24 protein-coding genes and 1 pseudogene are annotated in these 25,824 nt (G+C 40.3%); 11 read left to right on the top strand and 14 right to left on the bottom strand.

The window, feature by feature from the left end; all coding sequences use genetic code 11:
• Window positions 1-7: 7 nt before the first annotated feature.
• The 3 genes from AAGD16_RS18240 to AAGD16_RS18230 form a co-directional block, all read right to left on the bottom strand.
• Window positions 8-721, bottom strand: a complete 714-nt coding sequence (locus AAGD16_RS18240; RefSeq protein ID WP_377115674.1) for a type 1 glutamine amidotransferase — start codon at window positions 719-721, stop codon at window positions 8-10.
• Window positions 722-801: 80 nt separating this feature from the next.
• Window positions 802-1,698 (bottom strand): spermidine synthase, encoded by an 897-nt coding sequence (locus AAGD16_RS18235; RefSeq protein WP_377115671.1) that lies wholly within the window; start codon window positions 1,696-1,698, stop codon window positions 802-804.
• Window positions 1,685-2,311 (bottom strand): fused MFS/spermidine synthase, encoded by a 627-nt coding sequence (locus AAGD16_RS18230; RefSeq protein ID WP_377115668.1) that lies wholly within the window; start codon window positions 2,309-2,311, stop codon window positions 1,685-1,687. The genes AAGD16_RS18235 and AAGD16_RS18230 overlap by 14 nt, the downstream gene beginning before the upstream one ends.
• 161 nt (window positions 2,312-2,472) lie before the next feature.
• On the opposite strand from AAGD16_RS18230, the gene AAGD16_RS18225 reads away from it, so the two are divergent.
• A complete protein-coding gene (locus AAGD16_RS18225; RefSeq protein ID WP_377115665.1) occupies window positions 2,473-4,548 on the top strand; it encodes a TonB-dependent siderophore receptor in 2,076 nt (691 codons plus the stop codon).
• 259 nt (window positions 4,549-4,807) lie between these two features.
• A complete protein-coding gene (locus AAGD16_RS18220) occupies window positions 4,808-5,416 on the top strand; it encodes a hypothetical protein (protein ID WP_335674466.1) in 609 nt (202 codons plus the stop codon).
• A 292-nt stretch (window positions 5,417-5,708) separates the two neighbouring features.
• Here the strand turns inward: AAGD16_RS18220 and AAGD16_RS18215 are convergent, their stop codons facing one another.
• Entirely contained in the window at window positions 5,709-7,790 is a 2,082-nt protein-coding gene (locus AAGD16_RS18215) for a TonB-dependent hemoglobin/transferrin/lactoferrin family receptor (protein ID WP_377115662.1), read from the bottom strand.
• A gap of 137 nt (window positions 7,791-7,927) precedes the next feature.
• Between AAGD16_RS18215 and AAGD16_RS18210 the strand changes: the two genes are divergently transcribed.
• The 6 genes and pseudogenes from AAGD16_RS18210 to azu form a co-directional block, all read left to right on the top strand.
• The gene (locus tag AAGD16_RS18210; protein ID WP_024602444.1) at window positions 7,928-8,737 is read left to right on the top strand and encodes a hemin ABC transporter substrate-binding protein; all 810 of its coding nucleotides are present in this window, start codon (window positions 7,928-7,930) and stop codon (window positions 8,735-8,737) included.
• Window positions 8,734-9,786 (top strand): iron ABC transporter permease, encoded by a 1,053-nt coding sequence (locus AAGD16_RS18205; protein WP_024602445.1) that lies wholly within the window; start codon window positions 8,734-8,736, stop codon window positions 9,784-9,786. Before AAGD16_RS18210 ends, AAGD16_RS18205 begins: the two co-directional genes overlap by 4 nt.
• The gene (locus AAGD16_RS18200) at window positions 9,783-10,571 is read left to right on the top strand and encodes a heme ABC transporter ATP-binding protein (RefSeq protein WP_029750413.1); all 789 of its coding nucleotides are present in this window, start codon (window positions 9,783-9,785) and stop codon (window positions 10,569-10,571) included. Before AAGD16_RS18205 ends, AAGD16_RS18200 begins: the two co-directional genes overlap by 4 nt.
• Complete coding sequence (locus tag AAGD16_RS18195; RefSeq protein WP_024602447.1) at window positions 10,568-11,311, top strand: HugZ family protein; 744 nt, start codon at window positions 10,568-10,570, stop codon at window positions 11,309-11,311. The genes AAGD16_RS18200 and AAGD16_RS18195 overlap by 4 nt, the downstream gene beginning before the upstream one ends.
• Window positions 11,308-11,481, top strand: coding sequence for a hypothetical protein (locus AAGD16_RS18190; protein ID WP_235190268.1), 174 nt, complete (start codon window positions 11,308-11,310; stop codon window positions 11,479-11,481). Before AAGD16_RS18195 ends, AAGD16_RS18190 begins: the two co-directional genes overlap by 4 nt.
• Before the next feature lie 257 nt (window positions 11,482-11,738).
• Window positions 11,739-12,022, top strand: a pseudogene (azu, locus tag AAGD16_RS18185) (azurin); the annotation flags it as partial.
• Between the two features lie 39 nt (window positions 12,023-12,061).
• Here azu and AAGD16_RS18180 read toward each other — a convergent pair.
• Window positions 12,062-12,994: a ChaN family lipoprotein gene (locus AAGD16_RS18180; RefSeq protein WP_036955592.1), complete on the bottom strand. Its 933-nt coding sequence runs from the start codon at window positions 12,992-12,994 to the stop codon at window positions 12,062-12,064.
• 153 nt (window positions 12,995-13,147) lie between these two features.
• Here AAGD16_RS18180 and AAGD16_RS18175 point away from each other — a divergent pair, with 153 nt between their 5' ends.
• The gene (locus tag AAGD16_RS18175; protein ID WP_036955543.1) at window positions 13,148-13,567 is read left to right on the top strand and encodes a hypothetical protein; all 420 of its coding nucleotides are present in this window, start codon (window positions 13,148-13,150) and stop codon (window positions 13,565-13,567) included.
• Window positions 13,568-13,605: 38 nt separating this feature from the next.
• On the opposite strand, the gene AAGD16_RS18170 is transcribed toward AAGD16_RS18175, so the two are convergent.
• Together AAGD16_RS18170 and AAGD16_RS18165 are read right to left on the bottom strand one after the other, a co-directional pair.
• The gene (locus AAGD16_RS18170) at window positions 13,606-14,049 is read right to left on the bottom strand and encodes an N-acetyltransferase (protein WP_033103202.1); all 444 of its coding nucleotides are present in this window, start codon (window positions 14,047-14,049) and stop codon (window positions 13,606-13,608) included.
• A gap of 161 nt (window positions 14,050-14,210) precedes the next feature.
• On the bottom strand, window positions 14,211-14,711 hold the full coding sequence (locus AAGD16_RS18165; protein WP_008130525.1) for a lactoylglutathione lyase family protein: 501 nt from the start codon (window positions 14,709-14,711) through the stop codon (window positions 14,211-14,213).
• Between the two features lie 104 nt (window positions 14,712-14,815).
• On the opposite strand from AAGD16_RS18165, the gene AAGD16_RS18160 reads away from it, so the two are divergent.
• Window positions 14,816-15,682 (top strand): LysR family transcriptional regulator, encoded by an 867-nt coding sequence (locus AAGD16_RS18160; RefSeq protein WP_024602450.1) that lies wholly within the window; start codon window positions 14,816-14,818, stop codon window positions 15,680-15,682.
• Between the two features lie 37 nt (window positions 15,683-15,719).
• On the opposite strand, the gene AAGD16_RS18155 is transcribed toward AAGD16_RS18160, so the two are convergent.
• From AAGD16_RS18155 to AAGD16_RS18130, 6 genes are read right to left on the bottom strand one after another with little or no spacing between them, the layout of a single operon-like run.
• Window positions 15,720-16,799 carry a heparan-alpha-glucosaminide N-acetyltransferase domain-containing protein gene (locus tag AAGD16_RS18155; protein WP_036955546.1) on the bottom strand — a complete coding sequence of 360 codons (1,080 nt, stop codon included), beginning with the start codon at window positions 16,797-16,799 and terminating at the stop codon, window positions 15,720-15,722.
• On the bottom strand, window positions 16,783-17,421 hold the full coding sequence (locus tag AAGD16_RS18150; RefSeq protein ID WP_377115654.1) for a hypothetical protein: 639 nt from the start codon (window positions 17,419-17,421) through the stop codon (window positions 16,783-16,785). Before AAGD16_RS18150 ends, AAGD16_RS18155 begins: the two co-directional genes overlap by 17 nt.
• Window positions 17,414-19,762 carry a GNAT family N-acetyltransferase gene (locus AAGD16_RS18145; protein ID WP_377115651.1) on the bottom strand — a complete coding sequence of 783 codons (2,349 nt, stop codon included), beginning with the start codon at window positions 19,760-19,762 and terminating at the stop codon, window positions 17,414-17,416. The genes AAGD16_RS18150 and AAGD16_RS18145 overlap by 8 nt, the downstream gene beginning before the upstream one ends.
• A gap of 24 nt (window positions 19,763-19,786) precedes the next feature.
• Window positions 19,787-20,965: an MFS transporter gene (locus AAGD16_RS18140; protein ID WP_036955551.1), complete on the bottom strand. Its 1,179-nt coding sequence runs from the start codon at window positions 20,963-20,965 to the stop codon at window positions 19,787-19,789.
• Complete coding sequence (locus AAGD16_RS18135; protein WP_036955552.1) at window positions 20,962-22,281, bottom strand: lysine N(6)-hydroxylase/L-ornithine N(5)-oxygenase family protein; 1,320 nt, start codon at window positions 22,279-22,281, stop codon at window positions 20,962-20,964. The genes AAGD16_RS18140 and AAGD16_RS18135 overlap by 4 nt, the downstream gene beginning before the upstream one ends.
• Window positions 22,281-23,819, bottom strand: a complete 1,539-nt coding sequence (locus AAGD16_RS18130) for an aspartate aminotransferase family protein (RefSeq protein WP_036955554.1) — start codon at window positions 23,817-23,819, stop codon at window positions 22,281-22,283. Before AAGD16_RS18130 ends, AAGD16_RS18135 begins: the two co-directional genes overlap by 1 nt.
• A gap of 382 nt (window positions 23,820-24,201) precedes the next feature.
• Between AAGD16_RS18130 and AAGD16_RS18125 the strand changes: the two genes are divergently transcribed.
• Window positions 24,202-24,651: a GyrI-like domain-containing protein gene (locus AAGD16_RS18125; protein WP_013462788.1), complete on the top strand. Its 450-nt coding sequence runs from the start codon at window positions 24,202-24,204 to the stop codon at window positions 24,649-24,651.
• 331 nt (window positions 24,652-24,982) lie between these two features.
• On the opposite strand, the gene AAGD16_RS18120 is transcribed toward AAGD16_RS18125, so the two are convergent.
• Entirely contained in the window at window positions 24,983-25,663 is a 681-nt protein-coding gene (locus tag AAGD16_RS18120) for a haloacid dehalogenase type II (protein ID WP_036955556.1), read from the bottom strand.
• Window positions 25,664-25,824 lie beyond the last annotated feature (161 nt).

Below are 25,824 nucleotides of genomic sequence, written 5' to 3'. Positions count from 1 at the left end.
ATAAGTATTATTTAGATAAATAGTGCGCAGCAAGCTTGTTTAAGAAGGTATAAAGCTTATTGTTCATTTCACTATAGTCGTGACTTAAGAGCTTTTCGGGCTGTTCAACAAAGCGGTAATTATGGGCATTGGTTAAATCATCGTTGGCAATGAGGAGGGTAACCACCTCGGTGGTCAATTCCATGTGGCATTGAAAACCAAATACTAAATCGCTATAAGCGACTATTTGCCTTGGACAACCTTCGCTATAGGCAATAATACTGGCCGTAGCAGTCAGCCCTGGCATATCGTTATGCCAATGCCCCACATTAAGCTCACTGCCAAAATGGCTAAATAACGGATGATTCAAACCTGCATCAGTGAGGGTAATAGCAAACTTACCAATTTCCTTTTCTGGACTAGGTTGATAAGCCGCGCCTAACGCTTCACCAATTAATTGCGACCCCAAACAAACGCCCAACACTACTTTGTTTGCCGTGATCATGCTGGCAATAAAGGCTTGTTCTTTTTTGCTATCAAAATAAGCGCATTCTGCAAGCAATGTAGCGGGCGATTGTGGCCCACCCATTACGATTAAAAAGTCTATATCATCAGCATGTTGCGGTAAGTTTTCAGCTAAATAAATACGGGTATAAGACAGCGTATGACCATTCATTTTAGCCCAGGTTTCATAAGCGCCTGGCGCTTCAAAATGTTCGTGAATAATAAAGTGAATGTGCATTATCGCTTCCTTAAAATATTATCTTTTTAATAATACCCTAAAGTAATGGCCACCCGATATAAGTGACCATGTAATAGCAATCAAAAATTAAGTAAGTTGGCAGGTGAATATTGATCTGTCAGCACCTTAGTATCACTCGGCCAATCTTGGCCATCTTTAGTGAAAAACATGCGCTGACTTATTGCCTCTATATCAACATCATAAGGGGCAAGTAACGGAGCTAGCTGCGTGACCCGCTGTGCTATTTGTTGCTCTGTAGGGATATTGCTATAACCGGCCAAAATAATACGATTACTGTTATTATTGGCTGTTACATTAATAAAATCGCCAAATACCGCATGATAGGTTGCCGACTCATGTTCATAGAGTTTACTTGATGAAAACGTGTTAGCAGCAACAATTCCGCCTTCGGCTAATACGCTTTTTATCTCTTCAAAAAACTCTTTTGTGAGTAAGTGCTCAGGAATGTAATCGCCATTAAACGCATCTAAAATAATCCAATCAAATTGCTGACTTTTAAGCGCCGCACGTTTAATAAAAATACGCCCATCTTGTACTTTAGTAGTTACGTTATCGGTTTCTATAAAGTTAAAATAATCGCGCGCCACTTTAATTACCGAAGAATCTATTTCAACATTTTCAATGTGTGCCTTTGGGTATAGCTCATGAATCATATTAGAAAGCGTACCGCCACCTAAACCAATAATGAGCACATTTTTAGGGTTATCAATCAGTAACAAACTAGAAATAGCCAGCTTAGTGTAGTTAAACACGAGTTTTTTAGGGTCGCTAATGAACATGCAACTTTGGCTGCTTTGTCGGGTTTTTTCATCAAACTTTAAACAGCGTAAATCGCCAGTTTCTTCAACGAGTAGATTTCGATACAAGGAGCGCTCTTTATGCACAACATTAGCTGCACTGTATGATGAAAGCAGTAGCGCCGTAATACAAACAAACAATAATTTAAGCTTGTGCATAAACGATCTCTCGCACTTTAAGTTTATCAAAGCTAATAGCAATTAGCCCAAGCGTGCCTAACACACCAGCAAAACCTAAAATAATGGTGTTAACATCAAACGCCAGTACCATATAAAAAGAGGTAATAATGGTGCCCAGCGCACTGCCTAAGGTACTTACAAAATAAAGGCCGCCAGCCACTTGGCCGCTGCGCTCACTATTGGTAACCAGCAAACGTACAGAGTAGGGCGAGATCATGCCTAAAATAATGGTGGGTATAAAAAATAACGCGGTTGAGGCGAGTAACGAGCCGTAGCGGCTGTCTTCAATATGCGAAAAAATAAATGCCATAATTGGCTCAGCAAACAAAGCAATGGGCACCACCATAATACTGGCAACTAAAAAGATTAACCCATATTTGGTCAACGAAGGATGACGAATAGACAGCTTCCCTCCCAGTAAATACCCGAATGATAAGCTAAGCATAAATACCGTAATAATACTGCCCCAGATATGTACGCTACTGCCAAAGTAAGGCGCTAAAATGCGCCCACCTAACAGCTCTATTCCCATAATACTAAAGCCACTGCTAAAGGCTAAAAAGTAAATTAATGCATTTGTTTTTGTTAACATTATATTGTTCTTATTGTGTTATTTTTATCCATCTTAACGTGATAGCTGTATAGCCGCTAGTGTAAAAATTAGACGCACACATAGAGCGCAAAAAAACATTTTGTTATAAAGTAACACATGCTATAGTTTTAGTTATAATATAACGTTACCAAAAACATTTTATGAAGTACTCATTAATTTACTTAGCCTGCTTAAGTGCAAGCGCACAAAGCATTGCCCAAAATCAACCAATAGAGAAAATTGCGGTTACATATAAACAAGCTTACCGAGGCGATATTCCTCAAAAGCAAATGCCACAATCAATCGAAACCCTCGATAACGCGATACTTGATCAAAAAGGAATAACTCAATTACAAGATGCGCTGGACTTTTCTGCCAGTATTTCACGTAAAAATAACAGTGGCGCATTATGGGATAGCTTTTCGATTCGTGGATTATCGGGTAACGAAAACATGCCATCGGGTTACTTAATTAATGGTTTTAGCGGTGGGCGCGGATTCAGCGGCCCTCGTGATGTATCAAACATTGAGTACATTGAAGTATTAAAAGGCCCAGGCTCCGCACTTTATGGCCGCTCAGAGCCCGGCGGTACAGTTAATATCGTGACCAAAAAACCTCAGTTTGAGCAACAGGGTGAGCTAAAGCTCAGCTTAGGTAGTGATAATTTTAATCGCGTTGAAGGTGACTATACAAACGGCATTAACGATAACACTGCATTTAGAATAAATGGCGCATGGCAAGATAGCGACAGCTACCGCGATGAGGTGTACACCCATAAAAAGGTGGTTACACCATCGATTTATCATCAAATAAACGCTTCAACCAGCATCACTTATGAATTTGAATACGTTGATTTAGCCCAGCTATTTGACCGTGGGGTTGTTGTACTTAATGATAATTTTAATACTGTCCCTAACTCGCGCTATTTAGGCAATCCAAACGATGGTGACACGCAAGTATATTCTCGTGGTCACCAAGTGACTTTAAATCATGATATAAACAATGAATGGTCACTCGTTGTAGGCGCAAACTACCGCAGCTCTACACTAACTGGGTTTTCGTCTGATGCTGAACTTGCACCCTCGCGCCAATCATTATTCGATGATGGCCGCACACTTACCCGCCAACAGCGCTACCGCGATTATGAAGTTGATGATACCAGCCTTAAATTTGAGCTAAGCGGGCATTTTGATACCGCAGGAATTACCCATCATTTATTAATGGGAGCCGATGCATACAAATACGACTTACGCACTGGACTTTATCGTTATCGCGGCGGTAACGGCACCTACACAATTGATATTTATCAACCTAATTATAACGTTGCGCGTCCTGAAGTAGGTTTACTCTACGAAAACAACGAACAACAAGATGCTTATGGTATATACGTTCAAGATCAAATAGATCTGACTGATAAATTTAAGCTATTAGTTGGCCTTAGGTTCGATAGCGTAGATCAAGACATTTTAGAAACCAAAAGTGCTGTGCTTTCAAGTAGCTCACAGAGCCAGGTAAGCCCGCGAATAGGCTTATTATACGAGCTAAACAACGCTGTAACCTTATACAGCAGTTACTCTGAAGGCTTTTTACCATTAAGTGGCACAGATGCAAGTGGCGACCCATTTGGCTTTGAATACAGTGACTCATTTGAAGTAGGCGCTAAATTTAGCTACCAAGGCATAACGGGAACCCTAGCATTATTTGATGCCACTAAAAGTAATATGTTAGTAGCCGACCCTGTAAACGTTGGTTTTTCAGCGCCTATTGGTAAAGCAAACAGTAAAGGTGTTGAACTCGATTTAAGTACTTACATTACTGATGATACAAAGTTTAATTTATCTTACGCTTATATAGATGCCAGTACGGCAAACGACATAATAAATGCTGATTGGGGCGTGCCAATAAAAAAAGGCAGCCCATTAGTCAATGTGCCTAAAAATAACTTAAACCTAACGCTTAGCCATCAAACAGCCTTGCTTGGTAAAGAGCTTGAGCTAGGGGCTAGTTATCAGTACACCAGTGAACGATTAGGCGATGCCGCCGATTTAACATTTAACTTACCGAGTTATCAACTAGTTGGTATTTTTGGGCAGGTAAACTTAACCGAGCGCACCAAGTTAAATATCAGTGTTAACAATATTTTTGATGAAGAATATGCTCAAAGTAGCTACAACGCATTATGGGTTTACCCCGGTGCGCCTACTCAATTTAAGATGTCATTGGCCTATCAATTCTAACAATTTCATAGTCCCGATTAGCTATTTTAACGTCTAGTTATTTATAGTTTTTCATCCAAAGCGTCTTAATGTAGTGGTTAAGGCGCTTTTTTATTTTTTTGTATAATACATAGCCGCTGTTAACCCCCTTTACAGTCACTTTCATATCATAAAATAGCTGTCTGCATTATGACATTTTAGGTACGCTGTATTATAAAACATGTTATAAATATCACACTAAAATACAGCGACTCCGGTTAGATTTAAAGGACAAAAATAAATGGATACAAGCAGCAATAATAGCTCGTTAATTATTTTTCTTATTTCTGCATGTTTATTGTTACCATTCCTAGAAAGCATGCACGGGGGAGCGCTATGGGGGTTAAATTGGCACTCACCACGGCTTATGGATACATTAAGCCATAATCTACTTTATATAAAATTAGTGTTGGTAATTACGGGTTTAATACTGCTTTTCACCAAACCTAAAAAAATTAAAAGCATAATTAAAAATAAAATAGCCCAGTGGTTGTTCTATATCATTCTTACATTAGTCGGTGTAATACAAATTCCTTTTTTGTGTTTAGGGATTTTAGTCAATGGTTCTTCATTATCAACGCCTGATTATATTCACAAACAAAGCACGTTTACTGATCGTACTATTTATATTTATACCGCAGACCCTGGGGCAATGGGGAAAGCCTATCATTATGCGTATTTAAATTGCCCGCTAGCATTTGGTCGTTATGAGCTAAAACAAATTGCTAAACTCAATTGGATGCGCGAATACACTTTTTACATTGAAAAGAATAACCTAATAGTAATTGATAAAAATTCTGATGGTTTAACGCATACTTTTGATATGAGTGATGTAACCTGTTCGAGCTGATACCTCCTTTTTATAATCAGCTTAGGTTTCTCGTGTTGAATACGCATGCCATAAGTGCCTTTAGTAAACCAATATTGATTTAAACGCACTCTTTTGAAAATGTATGCATAGTGCTATTGAAATATATGAGCAGTACAAAATTATAGAGACGTAAACCCCCTTTACACTATGGTGCAATACGCAGTGTTTTCTAGTGCTTTATATACCAATCAGCTTAAACATAAAAAAATTCAATCCGTTAAATTATTCAGATATTTATGCCGATTGGTATATATACAACTTTTAATATTAATTAAAACTGATAGCTTATCCGAGCCGAAACATTACGTCCTGGTTGGCTATATTGGCTAAAATCAGTACCTTTGGATTGACCAGCAATAAGTTCAAACGGTACGTACTCTTTATCGAGTAGGTTAAGTAAACCTACATTCATTTGCCATGCTTGCCACTGATAATTTGCATATAAATCAACAACACCATAACCGTTACCTTGTGTTGTTTTATTACCATTAGTATCAAGTACTACATCAGACTGCGCCTTAGCTAAACGCCAAGCAGCGGTCCAATTAACATTGCCAAACTCAGTGCTTACTAATATAGAACCATTTAACGGGCTAATACTAGTGAGTGGCTGGTCAGAGTCTTTGTTTTCACCATCTACGTAAGCAACATTGGCTTCTAATAAAATATCGTCGGTAACATACATAGCAATACCAGCTTCTACACCGCTGATCTGGGTTTCGCTAATATTTTGATATTGGTAAAATGTTTTATTTACATTAGGAATATAAGTTGGTTCAACACCCGCGATGGTTGTTTCGATAAAGTCATCATAGGCAGCATAAAAAGTACTTAGATTTACACTAATATCGCTACTTGCGTATCTTAATCCGATCTCGAATGAGTCACTGCTTTCAGGGTCTAAATCTGCGTTTGGTAATATTTGATAAAATGGCTCAACACCATGGCTTTGATAAGCTTGGTCATGTGGCGGTATTTTAAAGCCTCGAACATATTGCCCATACCAAGATAAATTATCGTCTACCTGATAAATCACACCCAGCTTTGGTGAAAACGCAGACTCGGTAATATCATCAAGCTCGATGTCAGCGTATAGCGCATCTTTTTTTGCTTCAAGTGCATAATAATCGTAACGAATACCCGCAACTAACGACCAATCAGTCTCATTAAATTTAATACTGTCTTGCATATATACACCAACTAAAGAAGTATCGGCGCCAGGAAATGCTTTTTGTTTTTCATTCGTAAAATCAACAGTACCATCATTTAATACACGGGTTTTTAAGCGTGGTCGAGTAGTATCATATAAATCAATATCTACTCCATAGACAAATTCATGCTCGGTATTTTCTCCTTTAACTTCCTTACTAAATACCGCTTTTAAGCCTAAAATATCTTGCTCAAACCCGTAGTCATTATAATCGATGTAATTTCTAGCTGCGCTTATTTGGTCACTTTGTTGCTCGTATCGACTATAAGATAGTTGCCCATACCATTTATCAAATATAGCTGTTGCCATATCTGAATCATAATCGAGTGCAAATGAGATATTTGTGTCTTCGTCTTCGGTTTCTTGAATGGATGGAGTGATTACTTGCTCTGTTGTTTGATTAAAGTAATCTAAGGTATATTTAAGGGTCCGCTTTTCATCAAGTTTTTGCTCAACTTTAAGCAGTAAAGCATCAGAGCGGGCATCGTAACCTGGTAAATCTTCAACGTAGTTTTGTACTTCTTCACTATCGCGATGGCTATAAACAGCGCTAATAGCAACGTCACCTAAATCTTTTGCTGCTGTAATATCAGCAGCAACCTGATTGCTTTGGCCTTGATAACCTAACGCTACTTTTACTAAGCTTTGTTGATCCACTAAATAATCACTCGGGTCTTTAGTTGTTATTACTACAATTCCCCCTAGTGCATCAGAACCATATAGCGATGATGCCGCCCCTTTTGCAACTTCAACTTGTTTAACACCTGCAACATCAAAGTAGTTTCGACCCACTAAATAACCGCCGCCGCCAGCGTAGCCATCGTTTGTGCGTCTTCCATCTTTAATAAAAACAACTCTGTTGCCACCAACACCCCGTACAGTTAATGTTTGCGCGCCTGCGCCACTGCCAGTACTTGAGATACTTGGATCGTATTTAAACATAGTTTGTAAATCTACAGCGAGCTGACGCTCAATATCTTGTTCGGTAATAACCGTTACTGAGCCAGTCACATCTTCAAGCTTTTGTTCAAAACGAGAGCCACTAACCACAATATGATCGTCAATAACATTTTCGGCCAGTGCGCTACCAGAGCTAATTAACAAAGAGGCTAATGCTGTAAATTTAAAAGAAAAGGGATTCATCTCCACTCCAAATGATAATAGTTATTATTTACTTTCAAATGGTACAACTAACCCGAAATAAGATCAATTGATTATGATAATCATTTTCATTTAGATTAAAGTGGTTATAATACTAAAAAATAAAATCGGAGTTTGTTATGAAGTACCTAATTTTTTTTCTGGCTTTAGCCACTCAATCAGCACTCGCGAAAGAGCGTGTGATCAGTGCTGGCGGCACATTAACTGAAATAATCTACGCACTAGAAAAACAAAATAGTTTAGTCGCGGTTGACCAATCAAGTATGTATCCGCAACAAGCAACACAGTTGCCACAGGTAGGTTACTATCGAGACCTAGCCGCTGAGGGAGTGCTTTCAATGCGCCCAACTACGTTACTTGCACTTGAAGGTGCAGGAAGAGAGCAGGCGCTCAAGCAAATAGAAGCGACCGGAGTGAAGGTTATTCACTATAAAAAACCGACTTCTGTAAATGAACTACTTGAGCTAATTAAGCGCCTTGGTAGTGATTTAGATGCAAACCTAAAAGCTCAAAACCTAATTACTAAAATAAAAAAATCGTTACCTACTAAAGCAAAAACACAGACTCACAACGCTTTGTTTTTACTTTCAGCTAATGAGCGTGGGCTCGTCGCAGCAGGACAAGAAACGGTGCCCAACTTGCTGTTTAATTATGCGGGCATTACCAATATAGCTGCTACGCATACAGGCTTTAAAGCAATTAACAGTGAAGTACTGGCTGTAAGTCAGCCCGATTTTTTAGTGGCGCCAGCGCATGTTGTGCAAAGCCTTGGTGGGAAACAAGCCTTTTGTAAACAACCTACACTTCGTTTATTAAAAGCAGCGCAAGAGTGTCAGTTACTGGTCATGGACAGCTTACTTTCACTGGGCATGTCGCCGCGTATTGCAACTGCGATTCAAGCATTGCATGAGTATAAAACACGCTTATGAGCACGTTAACTTTGAATCGTTTTAACGCCATAACACTGAGTAACCCGCATAAGTGGATGCTATTAAGTTATGGCTGCATTTTTGCTTTAGCATTACTTAGCATAGGCTATGGAGCCGCAGGATGGGATTGGCGTTTAGCTATTGCGTGGCTAGCTCCTGAACATTTTAGTCAATTTGATGCGCTACAAATCAATGTGGTTACACAAATACGCCTGCCTCGTTTTGTCCTTGCAGTGATGGTAGGTTTAGTACTTGCACAAACAGGGGCTGCAACCCAAGCGCTATGTCGTAACCCGCTTGCTGATCCCTCTATTATTGGTATAAGCGCAGGCGCTGCAATGGTCGCGGTTGCTTTTATCGCCCTTAGTGCACAATTTAATTTTAACGCCCAACACTACTTACCTTATGCCTCATTTTTGGGCGCACTCTCAGTAACGTCGCTGGTATATTTAGTCTCAAAACAACAAAAACAAATTAATATAAATACGCTTATATTAGTCGGTGTCGCCATTAATGCATTGGCATTCGCTGTTATTGGATTATTAAGTTTTTATGCCGATGACAGCGCACTGCGGTTAATTAACTATTGGACCATGGGCTCATTAGGCGGTGCGAGCTGGGATAATATAAAACAGGCGAGTCCTTTGCTTTTACTGAGCCTTATCGGGCTATGGCGATTAAAAGAGCCAATGAATCTACTTCTTATCGGTGAATCACAAGCTCAATACTTAGGAGTCGATACCAGCAAGCTTAAATTATACGTCATTATATTAGTGGCATTGGGCGTAGGTGCGGTGGTTGCGCTAACAGGTTTAATTGGCTTTGTTGGTTTAGTTGTCCCTCATATTGCACGCCTAATGGTTGGGCCTCATTTACGAAATATGCTGCCACTTTGTATGCTTTTAGGTGTCATAGTGTTGCTACTTTCAGATTGGTTAGCACGCTTGGTTGTTATGCCTGCGGAGCTGCCGATAGGCATTATAACGGCGTTACTTGGGGCTCCACTATTTATATATTTGATCATTAAAAATAAGCGAGATTGGTCATGATCACGTTTAACAACCTCAATATAGGCTTTAACACCCATCGTGTTTTAGAGGGTATTAGCGGCAATATCCAAGCAGGACAACTTGTCGCACTGATAGGCGAAAATGGCGCAGGTAAATCGACCTTACTGCATACTTTGGCAGGCATGCATCCCTTTGAGGGAGATATACTATTTAATACCAAACCTTTGCATTCATTTTCTAAAGAGCAATTAGCTAGCAAGCGCGCTGTAATGATGCAAAGTAACCATGTTGGCTTTGATTTTAGTGTAGTTGAACTCATTGCTATGGGTCGCTATCCCTATACAGAGTCTCTTAAAACACAAGCCAATAAAGTTCAAAAATATGCCTCACTTATGGATTTAACCCATTACCTAACACGTCGAATGAGTGCGCTTTCGGGCGGCGAACAACAGCGTGTTCATATGGCGCGCACATTAGCACAGTTAGATGCTTTTACTGCGCAAACGGGGCCTAAATTAATGTTGCTCGATGAGCCAACATCAGCGCTAGATATGCGTCATCAACATACTTTACTTAGCTGTGTTAGAACCTTTGTAGAGCAAGGAAACAGCGCCATTATTGCTATACACGATCTTAATTTAGCAAGCCTTTATGCAACCAACGCTATTTTATTACACAACCAAAAAGTGCTGCAAAGCGGGTCTATAAATACCGTTTTAACAGCACAAAACTTACAACAAATGTACGCCATGAAATTGCACGTTAACCCTCATCCTTATAACGATGCGCCCATGGTTTTTTCTCAACGTCAGGAGTTTTCATGAGAGAGCAAGCATTAAACGACGCACGTACGCTCGTTTTTAAAACCCATGCCGGCGTAATGTCGACCATTTCAAATAATTTACGCGGCTATCCGTTTGGCTCTGTTACACCTTATATGTGTGACGAACAAGGTCGCATCTACTTTTTTATTAGTGACATAGCTCAGCATACCAAAAATTTAAAACAGGACTCACGCATGAGTCTGACTATTTTTGATGCCGCCGATTATGGCGATCAAAACGAACATGGGCGAGTAACACTCGTAGGTGATGGCTCTATTGTGGCAAAAGAGCAAAGCGAAGTGCTACTTGATAAATATATAGCTTTGTACCCTGAGGCTGCAAGCTATCGCAATGCGCATGATTTTCAGCTTTGGCAATTAGATGCAGTACGGGTGCGTTATATTGGCGGTTTTGGAAAAATATTTTGGCTTGAGCAAAACGAGTGGCAAGCTCAGCCTAAAAAGTGGGATGAAAGCCAGCAGCAAAGCATGATCACTCATATGAATGAAGATCATCAAGATGCTATGTCGCTGATATTAATGCAGCACTATAACGTAGCCGATAACACCCCAATAATGAGCGGCCTACTACCCACAGGCTTTTATATACAAAGCCACAAGCGTAATTACTTTATTAATTTTGCGAACGAGTGCGATAGCCCATTAGCCGTGCGAAAAGCACTTGTAGCCTTAACAAATAAAGCTCGAAACAGCTCAAACCAACTAGCACAGACAGTATGAAAAAATTAATAGCCTTACTAAGCACTACACTGCTACTGAGTACCAATGCTGCATATGCAGACGAATGCACACTAAATATAGATGCAAACGATATGATGCAGTTTTCAACTAAAACACTAAGCGCCCCTAAAAGCTGTAAGCAAGTGACCGTAAAGCATAGGGCGTGTTGAACTTTGCGGATTGGAATTTGTTCAATCTAGGGGCGATTAAGTCGCGGCGCGAGATTTGTAACCTGGTGGGCTAAGTAAAAATCGAGCAACAATGAGTTTATCGCCCCTAGGCAGAACCCGAAGGACAGCGCATGTTTGGTATTTATGCTGCGTTATCGCCTATTTATGTGGAATAACCACACTTCATAGGCTCTGTCTTGCCTAAAAACCAAACACACTGCTGCAAATTCAACCATCAAAGATCAACACGCCCTTGCCACACCGGTAAATTACCTGCCAATGTAATGGGTCATAACTGGGTACTATCTACGATTAAAACATGCAAGGTATTATCACAGATGGCAACGCTGCAGGGCTTAGCAACCACTACATAAAGCCTAATGATAGTCGCGTGATTGGTGCTACAGACATTATTGGCGGCGGTAAAACAACCGAAGTTACTTTTAAAACCAGCGGCTTAACCGCCGGAACCGATTACACTTTCTTTTGCTCTTTTCCTGGCCATTACGCCATGATGAAAGGCACATTTACGCTTAAGTAAATATTAAAAAGTGTATTACACAAACACAGTGCCAACCTATTATTGGCACTGTGTTTTCTCCCCTCGTTTGGCTAAAGCTTTAAATGCAGCTTGTTGATGTGCTTTTTGCACATAGCGAGCAGGCAAAGCGTTAACTTCTAATTGATAACCACTTTGCTCAGATTGTACTTTTGATACTGGCGAAACCCATACAACATTAAGCTCTGGGGCAATTCGCTTAATTACCCGCGCTATGCCTTCACCATTTCTCACATGAAAGTCACCGGCTAAATGTATAACCTGCGTGCCCTTATTTTGACTAATATAGTTAACGATAGACTCAGCCATGGTTTCGTCCCAAGTAACTTGCGCGGCGTAAAGTTTTTCGTTTTTACTCGCCGTTCCATGATGCATGGATTGCATAAAGCGTTCTTTATAAAGGCTTGGAGAAGTATCTATCTCTTTTGCAATAAAACTACGCTGTTGTGGGTCGAGTTTATTAATATAATTAATACCTTGGCGACCAATACAGGTAACAATATGCTTAGGCGCATTTGCAGCTATTACATCGCTATTTTGTATCTTCGCCAATTCCACTAACGCACGATAATCGCTCTTATAATTAGGCCAAGCCTTAGTATTATCAATTAGGTATTGTTCACCTATTTTACTCTCAAGATAAAGGTTTAGTGTTTGCTGATCAGCGCGACTAAATTGCTCAAGCGATAAGGCAATAGGCTTATTTTGTGTGCTTAATTGCTGAAATAGCTGAGCCTGAAATAAGTGCACACCGGGGTGTGTATGCCATTCACCGACTAAAACAACATCGGCATTCAAAAGCGTGGACTCTGACAATATTGAATTAACTCGCTGACCCTTTGCATTATAAAGCCCATAATTATACAAGGATGAATTTTGAGATACTGATACTGTGTTTATACTGCAGCCTGATAATCCACTGAGTAAAAGAAGTGCTAAAAATGGGTTTTTCATATCGGTTTTTATAAAAATAAGAATCAAAACAATGACATTAGTATACACAACAAACTGCTTCAAACCCACAAATACAAATAAAAACAATTATCATTTGGTTTTTAGGGGTTTCTGTTTTACAGTCTTAAAAAATATACAGATATGGAACGCCCCATGGCCTTACCTTTTTTATGTGCTCGACACAAACAACATGTTTTATGTCAACCAGAACAAGCAATTATAGATATTCAAAACGCACAGCTAAGTGGCGAAGCGCTGTTTAAACGATACCAATTTGCACAAGCATTGCCATACTTGGGGTGTGCACTTGAAAGTGCGTCCTTATTAGCTCAAATGTATAACTGTGCGAATAAACAGCAAATCATACAAATTACCTCTCTTACAGAGCGCCTTTATTCCACACTTCACTTTTTAGGCGAACAAAGTGCTGCGCACAATGCACTCATACAATCTATTAATCTGTTAAACGAGATATTGTATAGTGACGATGAATATCATGACTTAGCGCTTTCATGCATTACACAGCTAAAAAATTTAGCACTGCAACATCCTCCACATCTTACTCAGCACTAATTTTTATGGCAATAAGCAACGCGCTAAACAAAATTGGGTTAACTTTTTATATTAATAATGGCCAACATATCTTCTTCATCTTCATCTAGGCCAACTTCTTCAAACCCAAAACTAGAATAAAAATCCTTAGCAACAGGGTTTTTCGGGTTATAACAAATCTCGATTTGTTCAAGCTTAGAAGTCGTTTTAATCTCTGCAATTGCCATGGTAAGTGCTTGGCGGCCAATACCTTTATTTTGATGATGTTCATCTACCATAAAACGCCAAATAGAAACTTTTGTAGGGGTTTCTTGCACCCACATAAAAAAGCCTACAGGCTCATTATTTTGGTAAATAGCTTTACAGGTATGCCCAACATTATAATGAGACTCAACAAGCGACCACATATTACACGCTACATATTCTTGTTGCGCTTCGGTAACGTCTAAATCGCATACCTCTTCGTAATTAGCAGAGGTGATATCTTCCAATAAAATGTTCATTATTGTCCTTAATTTCAAACATGGAGTTATAAGTAGTTTTGTTTTATCACGTTATCAGCACTAATACATCTAGGCAATGTATTCTTTTTAGGCACAAAAAGGCCGCAGTAATAAATACTGCGGCCTTTGTTTTTAGCTAAACTTTTTTAGACTAGCTAAGTTTAATAAGCGCCTGCGCTGTATATAAGCTCATAGCTGTGGCTGTAAATCTCAAGGATGTTACCAAACGGGTCTTCCATGTAGATCATGCGGTACGGCTTTTCGCCAGGGTAATAGTAACGTGGCTCTGGCATACGTTTTTTACCACCTGCAGCAACAATACGATCCGCTAAGCCTTCTACATCTGGGTCTTGTACACAGAAATGGAAGATACCGGTTTTCCAGTATTCAAAGTTGTCTTTAGGGTTTTCTTGGTCTTTAAATTCAAAAATTTCTACACCAATACGATCGCCTGTTGAAAGGTGCGCTATTTTAAATTTTTCCCAATTTGGACCAAATACATCGGTACACATTTCGCCAATTGGGCTGTTATCTTCAGTGATCACGGTAGGCTCCATTATGGTGTACCAGCCCATCACCTTAGTGTAAAACTCTACGGCTTTTTCAACATCCGGTACTGAAATACCAATGTGCGAAAAACTACGTGGATATGTATGACTCATAATAAATACTCCTACTTAACTATGTTTAGTTGATGGAGTTAGTTTACGAATTGACCAACATTAAGTAAAATTATCATTAATCATCATTTTGAGTATATTTTGTAATGATAAATCCGACATGGTTAAACACGTTTTGTACTTTAGTTGATGTAAATCATTTTACCCAAACCGCCGAGCGCCTTTATATGACCCAGTCAGGCGTAAGCCAACATATAAAAAAGTTAGAGCAGCAACTAGATTGCGCCTTGCTTGAGCGTCACGGTAAACAATTTACTCTTACTATTCAGGGTCAAAATTTATATCAGCAGGGTAGTCAGTTACTCAAAGAATGGCAGTTTTTAGAGCAGCAATTAAAAGATGATTCACCTTACAGCGGTTTAGTTAAAATACAGTCGCCAGGCAGTTGCGGGCTAAAGTTTTACAATCAACTATTAGCATTGCAAGTAGAGTACAAGGAGCTAATTATAGATTACCGCTTTGCTCCAAATACCAGTGTTGAACAAGCAGTGGCCAATCATAGTGCCGATATTGGCTTTTTAACTCAAGCGCCTACCCTTAGTGAAGTTACCAGCCACAAAATTGGTAAAGAATGCCTATTATTAGTAACGCCCGCACATATAGAAAACCCAACATGGAGCGCATTAAATCAACTAGGTTTTATTAGCCACCCCGATGCAAAACATCATGCACAGCTTTTATTAAGTGAAAATTTCCCAGAATTTGAACATGTTGATCAAATTAAGCAAACGGGGTTTTCTAACCAAATAAGTTTAATACTGGAGCCGGTAAGTTTAGGGCTGGGTTTTACGGTTTTACCAGCACACGCAGTAAGTGCTTTTAATAAACCTGCGCTTATTAAAACGCATCATTTAACCAAACCAATTAGCGAAAATATTTATGTGTGTCACCACCGAAATAGACCATTAGCAAAGCGTATGCATAGCGTTATTAACGCAATAAAAGCAGGCTAGGGCACCCAAATCAGCGCCCGTAAAGCCCCTTTACAGCTTAAGCTGTACGTTTAGTTTTTTGCGTAATGTCTGTGAAGCTCTGTTTGCTTTTTAAATAAACCTTATGCACAGCAAAAGTCAGTAAAGTCATTAGTACCATCATACAAAGTGTCGGCCAAAGGCTAAGGGTATGATAACCAAGCGCCCCCATAAACCAGCAAATAAGTACCCATTGAATAACATATAGCGCGGTTACATGTTTACTGGCATATAAAAGAGCACGTGTAATAGGACCATTATATTTATCAGCAAAAATATACTGTATAGCCGCTAGGGCACATAAATTTAAGCCAACTAAATAGCTAATACCGCCGCCATTTAAATGGAAAAAGTTGCCAAACTGTCCTTTAAAATCAATGGCTAACCATATGCCGCCAATAACAAGTAAAGCAGCACCAAGTTGTGCACATACTTTATATAAGTAATCGGCATTTTGTTGATTACTAAGGTATAAACGACCAAGTACATACCCCGTTAATATCGCACTTATCCAAGGAAATACCGGAAAATACACTTGATAGTTATTAGCAAAAAACAAATCGCTAATATAAGGTGAAAGCGTAAATTGTTGCCCCCTCACAAACTGGCTCATAACTGCAATTGCAATGGCTAAAACCGCAATCCATATTGTTTTCCAACGGGCAATATTAAGCACACCAAACAGCAATAAGCTAACTCCAGCCAGTTGTAAAATATCACCTGTTAACACCATAAATTGTAACTGCCCAGCACTGAGCGGACTTTGCCAGCCATAAGCATTTATAAACGCCTCGGGCATGGTATTAAATACTTCAATAGGTAGCCAAAACTTGGCCGCATTCATTAAATAGGCAAGCAGTAAAAGCTGTAAACCACGCTTAATTAATAGCAAGGGTGTTTGCCTGCGCGAAAGCGCCATAGATAGCCCCATTGCCACCAAAAACGAGGCGGTGCCTTTGCCAAGTATATGTACAACCGTACCAAATGCGCTTTCACTTTGAAGCGCTGTGGTGGCATACATCCATAAGGTATGCACAATAATCATAATGAAAACGCTCGCACCACGCGCAAGATCAATCGTTTTAAGACGTTGGTTCATTGGTTTTAATATCCTTTTTAGGGCAGGTTTGGCATTTGCTATAACCGGCTAAATAATAGCGGCAACAGGTTAAACGCTGGGGGTTTTCAGTAAATGGCGCATCAAGGCTAAAGTGCTCACAAATAAGGGTATGCAGCTGACGATGGCAATTATTGATATGTAAAGTGGTTGCAAGGGCTAAGCTATGAGCTCGCTCAATAGCACTACTTAACGAATCGAGTAATAACCGTGCTTGTTCTTTTTTACCCAGCGCGTAGTCGGTATTTACCCATTCACCAACTTGGCTTATAAAATGAGTAAACGCTTTGGTTTGCTCAGCTTTACTTACTAACACGTCATTATTCAGGTTAAACCCACGACAATAAGCGCCATTTACCGCTAACGGCATGTTAATGGGGTCAGCCGTACTTTGCTTGCAAGCAAACCAATAGCAATAAGCGTAAATAGCTTGCCAACAAAGCTGCAAATACAAATGCCGACTAATAAATTGCTTAGGCGCAGTCGGGTACTGCGCCTTACAATGAACTGTTAAAGCGCGCACTAATAATAAGCTCGGTTTAAAAGTTCGTTGTACGGGTTGATGGCAATATAAAAACTGCGCAAGGGTAATCGGTTTAGCCATACAGCTTTGCCGATACGGGGTTGTTTAAGTTACCAGCAAACTGCAAACTACCTGCCGGATCCGTTAAATCAACCATTTGCTCATTATTACCCAGCTGTAAGCGGTTTAAACAAGAGTGAGCAAACTCATCACTAAAAAAGTCATACTCTTTAAATCGCTCATTTAAAGCAGGGTTAGCATGTTGATATGCTTTAACACTTTGCGTAACACACTGCCAAAAGTCATGCTCTGTAATACGCTCTTCTCGCACTAAAATTGCCACTAAGTATCTAAAGAAGCAGTCAAATACATCGGTAAATATACTTAACAGCTCAAGCTCTTTAGGCATAGAAACATGAATACGTTCAACCCCTGCAGGCAATACTTCAGTGCTATTAAGTAAGGCAACCTCTTCACCTATGTCTTTCATATATGCGCCCACTGGCACCGAATTTTTAAGCTTTAAAATGAGGTTTTCACCGTGGGGCATAAACACTAATTTATGCGCGTAAAAGCAATGTACTAGCGGAATTAAATAGGCATTAAAGTACTCATGTAACCACTGCTGCGTGCTCAAACCACTTTGCGCTATCCATTCGCCCACTAAACTTTGGCCATTATTATCTAAGTGTAATAACGCTGCCATAGTGGTCAGTTGTTCATCACTATTTAAATTATGGTTTGGGTTTTCTCGCCATAAGCAGGCAAACATTTTACGATAGGGTGTATCCCCAAGGGCGTGTTGCTCAAACGTATGATGGGCATAACCTAAGGTGGCGTATTCTCTAAGCGCTGTAAAATTAGCGCCTGCGAGTTGTTGATCTTGGCTAACCTTTTCAAATACCCAATCGTTAATGGCAGGAGTCACCGCCATGTAAGCACGCGATAGGCCACGCATAAATCCCATATTTAAAATCGACAACGCCACTTTTAAATACGGCTTATGCGGGTGCGAGCAATTATATAAGGTCCGAATTGATTGTTGCGCTTGATATAAATCGTCACCTTCACCTAAATACACTAATCGCTGATTTGCCAACTCATTTGCAAATACCACACTCAATTTATGTTGGTACTGCCAAGGGTGAGCAGGAATGAGTAAGTAATCACCGGGGTTTAGGTTTTGAGCTTTTAGCGCTTTGTTAAACGCATCTCGGGTGGTTAAATCTAGCTCATCACTTATATGGCTTGGGTAATCGGCAAAGTATTCACTATGGGCAAAGTCGCATACCGCTTTATGCGCTGCTAACCACAGTACTTTAAACGGTTTGCCTACTTCTGGCGCATAACGTAAAAAGTCAGCTTTACTAAAACCAATGCGGCCATTATTAGCAACAAAGGCAGGATGCCCTTCACTCATTGCGGCTTCTATTTTTTGCAGCCCTAAATTAGCTAACTGCGCCGCTGTTAACGTGTTATTTTCACGTTTAAAGCACGCACTGGCTAAAGTAGCATTTAGCTCTTCAAGGTAGGTGGCAAGGCGCTTACCCGTTAAACCTAGCGCAGGCCCTTGCATACTAAAAAAGTTCAACACATCTAGTGGTTGCAGCTCTTCGTTAAGATTGTAAAAGCATAAGCTTGGCTCGTCTATATCAATGTGGTTTAGTGCCATAGCACGGCCATTAAAAATAAAGTAACCGCCTTCAACATTCACTTTAAAGCCTCGCTTTGTTGTCTCTGCGGCCAATAAACGCTCGTGCAATAGCTCGGTGAGTGCTTTAGCTTGTAAATGCCGATTTGCCCATTGCCAATGTGGCTGTATCACGTAATCAGTTTGCAAAGGCGCTAACGAATCAGTAAATAGTTGGCTGTGCCTATCAAAGGCTGCTTTATTACAAAAGCCTAAATAAGCGGCTTTTTCGCCCAGTTGAATTTGCTGGGTATGCACAAACCCCAAACGTTTATTTAACGTATGAATTTTACTATTAGCAATGTCGGGCTCAACCACAACACGGGCGGCACTGTTTTGAGCAAAAATACTTTGCAGCACGCACTGCATCATTTCAAAACTAAAATGGCGCTTAGGTGCCGTGTTAGGCGCTAATAAAATATGCATACCCACATCATTCGGTTCCACCTCGTACGCCGCTTTCATTAAGCTTTCGTGCTCAGGGCTATAAAGCTCAACTAAAGCCAATAGGTTATTATTTTGCTCGATCACGTATGCCTGATGATGAGGCGTATCAATAATAGCTTGATACACTTTAGTTATTTGTTGCTCGGTTTGCTGCTGCATCCCCCAAAAGTGCGCATACGGTTGCTTAAGCCAATCGCATATTGTTGGCATATCTGTTTGTTGTAATAACCGCATCGTCACTTTGCCGGTATGCTGTAGGGTGGTTACAAAAGATGAAAAATACATAAAAACTCCAATAAATCTTAAAAACTAAGACGCTGAACGCGCAGCTCGAGCAACAGCCTTAACCCGCCAAAGCAAAATAAAGGCAAGGCTTGCAAAGCCAATGGCAGCAAAGTAAAACACAACCGTAGTTGAAAGATGCTCTACGCTCATACCCACTAGTAACGACGCTAAAATAACCCCGACATTTTGAGCAATGTGCACTTTGGCAAAGTCGCTGCCGTAATGTGCAGGCTCACTTTTAGCAAATAGCATTACCTCTAGTAGTACCATCACTTGAAATAGCGCAAAGCCATATAAAACACGTGATAAAATCACTAACCCCACCGACGCCTGCGCTTGTAAATAAAGCCCAAGCGCCCCTAAAATAAGTGCACATAACAAAGTGCTAGTGCGGCTTAATGTTGGCAGTGGTAGATGCTGCCTGAAATGGTTAAAAACCAGCATAACAAGCGCTGCAAAAGCAGGAATGGCGTATACAACAGCGCTTTGCAAGGTGCTGCTTTGTGCGTTTAATGCTTGCCAATGAGTAGTAAAGAAAGGGCGAATTAAAAACGCGCTAAAATAAACCACCACACTTAAAAAGCAAAATTGCCAAATAAAATAGGGAATACGTTCTCGCGGTTTTTCAGTCGCTATTGCTTGTTGATAAATACCGGTTTTTAATGAATACATTAAGTAGGCACACAATAAAACCTGCACCATATCACCGGCACTACTGAGTAATAACGCATAGCGTGGCTCAGCTAAACTAAAGAAATAACCACCAATTAAAGCACCACCAATCGCACCAAAATGCATCAATACAGAAAACAAACCAATAATAGATAAATGCTTAGTTTGTTGCTCTAATCGCAGTGCAAATGGGTATATAAGTAGGTAGCTTGCCTTTAGCACCAACATTAGTTGGTAGTAAATCCAAAATTCCCACACATTGGTAGCAAAGTAGCAAAGCAGGCCAAAACCAGCGGCTACCACTTGGGTTACTAACCACAAAGCCAACTCATTGTATTTTTTAGCGACCTTAGCCCATAGCGGTAAAGCCAGCATTACAGTAATACAACAGTTAGCCACAAAGAGGCCGATTAGAGTGGCGTTACTAATAGCAAATTCACTAGCAAAAAATTGCGGATAAAACGGTAGCAACAAGGTATCGCATACCACCGAAATAACCGTCAGCAAAATTAGCGCTAAACGAAGACTCATGCGGCGCTACTCTGCTGTTGTGTTGATAGGGTGACATCGCTTAAATCAAAGTTTTGAAAAGCAATTTTTTGCTCAACCTGATAAGGCGAATAACCTAAAATTTCACGTAAAATAATACTATTACGGTAGCAAGCCATACCTAAATCTGGAGTTACAAAACCATGAGTATGCTGCTCGGCATTTTGTACAAAAATACGTTTTTGTTCGCTATCTACCGCATATTCACGACTCACTAAATAACGACCTTGCTCATCTTGGGGTAGTTGATGGGCAATATTATTTAAAAAAGCAGGGCGCTGATATTTAAAGCCTGTAGCACAAATTAAAAAGTCGGTTTCTATTGAAAAGGGCTGCTCAAGCTCCTGATGATAAAACTCAGTCAGTAAACGCTTACCTACTTTTTGAGTGCTTGTTAGCTTGCTGTTAGTTTTAAATGTAGTGGAAATTGGCCCATCAAGGCTTTGTGCGTAGAGGGTGTCGAAAATGTCGTTAATTAAATCGCCGTTAATGCCCTTAAATAGATTTTTTTGGTTTTGATTGAGCCAATCTCGCTGCTCAGTTTTTAAATTATAAAAGTAATCTACATACTCAGGAGAGGTCATTTCAAGGGTGAGTTTAGTATACTCAAGCGGAAAATAGCGCGGTGAGCGTGCTATCCAATCTAACTGCAAGCCTTGCGGTACTGCTTGCTGCAATAAGGTGTGGTAAATTTCTGCTGCACTTTGTCCAGCCCCTACCACGGTAACCCGTTTAGCCGCTTTTAATTCATCAAGCCGATGACAAAAATCGCTACTGTGCATTACGTTATTTGAGTTACTTTGCACAGCGCAATCAGGAATATACGGTGCAGGCCCTGTGCCCAAAACAATATGGCGAGTCACATAATGTTGTATGCCATTAGGGGTGTTACAGCTAACGGTATAACACTCACTTTGCGGGCAAAACTCAACTTGAGTCACTGTTTGTTCAAAGTTAACATTTGAAAGCTGCGAGCAAACCCATTGGCAATATAAGTTGTATTCACGGCGCAATAAAAAAAAGCTTTCGCGAATATAAAACGGGTATAAACGATTATTTAATTTGGCATAATTTAAAAAGCTATACTGGCTGGTTGGATCTGCCATGGTTACTAAATCCGACATAAACGGAGTTTGTAATGTAACGCCCTCAAGCATCATTCCTGGGTGCCAATCAAATTCACTGCGTTGTTCTAAAAATAAGCTTTTTACATCTTCGAGCGGTTCACTTAAACACGCTAAAGATAAGTTAAATGGGCCAAGGCCAATAGCTATAAAATCGTAAGGTTGATTATCCATTATGCAATTTCCCTATAAGTTTGCCATGCAATGTGGCTAATTTTCTCAATAACAGCGCGTACATCTGTTAATTGGCACTGCGCATTAAGCAATGTAAATTTAAGGTAATGGCGGCCACTTATTTTTGTACGGGCAACCATGGCTTCACCGGTTTGTAAAAACGTTTGTCGTACATGCAAGTTTAAAGAGTCGAGTAAATCAAGGTCATGTTTTAAATCATCAGGGGCAAATCTAAATACCAAGGCACTAAGCTCAGGGTAGTTAACTACTTCAAAGTCGGGGTGATCGTTAAGTACAATATGCGTTTGGCGCGCAAGGCCAATAACTTTATCGAACGCGCGACCAAGCGGTGCTTCTCCAGTGGTGCGCAGTGTTAGCCATAACTTTAAGGCATCAAAACGGCGAGTGGTTTGTAGGCTTTTATCTACCAAATTAGGCGTGCCATTACCGGCCTCTGCTAATGGGTTTAAATAATCAGCATATAAAGTAATGTGGCTAAAATGGCGTTTATCGCTTAATAAAAAGGCACTACAACTAACCGGTTGCATAAATGATTTGTGATAATCAATCGTTATTGAATCAACCAACTCAATGCCATTAAGCGTATTGCGGTGGTGCTCGCTCACCAACAAACCGCCACCATAAGCGCCATCTACGTGGCACCATAGCTGCTCTTCTTTAGCTAGCATGGCAATATTATGGATTGGATCGATTGAGCCAAAATCGGTTGTGCCTGCGGTAATAACCACTGCAATGGGTAAATCACCTTGCGCTTTGCTTGTTGCTATGGCGGTTTTAAGTGCCTCCATATCCATTTGCATTTCGCTGTTTGTAGCCACCGGCACCACGGCGTCGTAACCTAAGCCCAATAACGCCGCTGCTTTTTGAATACTAAAGTGCGCCACCTCAGAGCAGTAAATTTTAAAGCGCGAGGCAACAGCTGGTAAGCCCTGAAGTTTTACCTGATGTTCTGGCGCATAGCGGCTAACAGCCACTTCACGAGCAACCAACATAGCCATTAAGTTTGATTGCGTGCCGCCACTAGTAAATACCCCATCGGCAGTGCTTGGCAATGCTGCTTTTTGGCATGTCCAATCAATCAGCTTTTGCTCAATTAAGGTCGCACCTGCACTTTGATCCCACGTATCTACTGAGGTATTAATAGCAGCAATAATGTGTTCGGCCACCACAGCAGGGTAGGTTACAGGGCAGTTTAAATGAGCCATGTAGCGAGGATGATGAAAATACACGGCATGATCTAAATACACGCCTTTTAGCTCTTCAAGCACCGCTGGAAAGTCAGCCAAAGGCTTTGATAAATCAACATCGTTTACTACTTTTGCTAACGTATTTACCGACACACCTGAAAATGGCTTTTGGGCTTTAGCCATCGCTTGCTGTACTGCCGACAGCCCTTGCAATGACGCTATTTGATAATTAATGAACTGCTCTAAATTGAATTGTGGGGGCAGGCCGCTTTGTTCAAATACAGCCTGTTTTTCAATGGTATTAATATTTAACACGTGAGATTGAGACACATCAACATTCCTTTAGTACACTTTTTAGGTGCAAGGATCTTAATGATAATGATTTCTATTTGCAATAATGAAAAAAGATTAGATAGCAACTTTTTTTTAATTAGAGCTAATAAGCTTGTCGTATATTTTTAACAAAATCGATAAGCCATATTATTAAACGACAAGCATTACATGCAAAAATAAAGTTAAAAAAGAGGGAAGTTGAGCAATTATTTTAGCGGTAGCAAAGCTACGTTTAGCGATTGGCACCTATTTAAACATGAGCAATAAACACGCAATTGAGGTTAATAATCACTGTTTATGAAATATTTAATACAAAATTTAAAGTATTGGCGGTTTTTCTGTTACGTTGGTGTTTGTATTAACGCTAAAGGACGTCATGATGGAAGTAAAACAATTAGCAAGTCAGACCTTAATCGGCTTAAAAGTAAGAACCTGCAACGCCAATGAAATGAATGCTGGCACTGCAAATATAGCTGAACTTTGGCAAAAATTTGGTGAAAAGTTTGCCAACAGCCTTACAGAAAACACCAAAGTGTATGGTGTGTATACTAATTACGAAAGCGATCTCACTGGGGACTTTGACGTAATTGCCTGCTGCGATAATTTATCAATTAAACTCCCTGAAGCTAAAAAAGTAACCACCCAAGCGGGGCGTTATTTGGTATTTAAAGGTGAAGGTGAAATGCCCGATGCAGTAATCGATTTATGGGGCGAAATTTGGCAATACTTCAGCTCAGACGATTGCCGTTATGCCCGCACCTACACTAGCGACTTTGAGTACTATAAAAGCAGTAACGAGATAGAAATTGCCATTGCAATTGAAGACTAGGGTCTGTTGACCTTTGCGGATTAAAATTTGTTCAAACTAGGGGCGGTTTAATCGCGGCGCGAGGTTTGTAACCTAGTGGGCTAAGTAAAAACCGAGCAACAAAGAGTAAATCGCCCCTAGGCAGAACCCGAAGGGCACCGCCTGTTTGGCATTGATGCTGCGTTATCGCCTATTTATGGGGAATAACCACACCACATAGGCTCTGCCTTGCCTAAATACCAAACAGACTGCTGCAAATTTAACCTTGAAAGATCAACAGACCCTAAAACGGCTAGGTTTGTAAGCGCAAACCTAGCCTTTCATTGGTGTAATTTAACCCCTGCCCACTAAATCATTGGTTATTACTGGCTAGCTTGGTTTTTAAATCATGTATATCGCACGCCGTTATTGTAGGCTCAAGTTCCCAGGGGTCAAAAATAGCCTCACTTGAGCGCTGTATCCACGCAGCACGCATACCGTGCGATAACGCCCCAATAACATCAAACGGGTTACTCGATATAAGCCAGGTATTAGCGCCGGTTGAATTTGCCTCGCGTAAAAAATGACTATAAACACCGGGGTTGGGTTTAAAGGTTTTAATGTCATCGGCGCTCACTACGCCTTCAAAAAGCTCACTTATGCCTGCGGCTTCGAGCAAGGTATTTACCGCACTGGCCGCACCATTAGAAAACGCAAATAACCGATAGTTTTGTGCTTTTAAGCTCTCAAGCCCTGCTTTTACATCATCAAATGCGGGTAGGGTTTTATAGCGTGCTAATAACTGTGCTTTTTGCTCATCGCTTAAAGTTACCTTGTGCAGTAAACACGCATAATTAAGTGCCTGCTCAGTACACACCGAAAACGGCACGTAGTTTTGCATTAAGCCACGTCTAAACGAATATTCGAGTTGTTTTTCACGCCAAGTGGTCGAAAATGCGTGCGCGTTATCACCAACCATATTTTCAAGTAACGACACAACGCCATGGGTGTTTATAAGCGTACCGTATACATCAAACGCCAGTGTAGTTGCCATTAATGACTCCTGTTTAAATCGTTACTAAAACGCAATTTTATTGCTAAGTATTAATTACCTTATCAGTTAATAAAGTGCAGTAACAGCACCCGCGTTTTAAGCAGTTGCTGTAAACCCCCGTTACGGTTTGGGTAAAAATACCGCAAGGTAAATGCGGTATT

This window comes from Pseudoalteromonas sp. M58 (assembly GCF_042604605.1).
Classification (GTDB): Bacteria; Pseudomonadota; Gammaproteobacteria; order Enterobacterales; family Alteromonadaceae; genus Pseudoalteromonas; species Pseudoalteromonas tetraodonis.
This window is presented reverse-complemented; position numbering and strand designations above follow the sequence as displayed.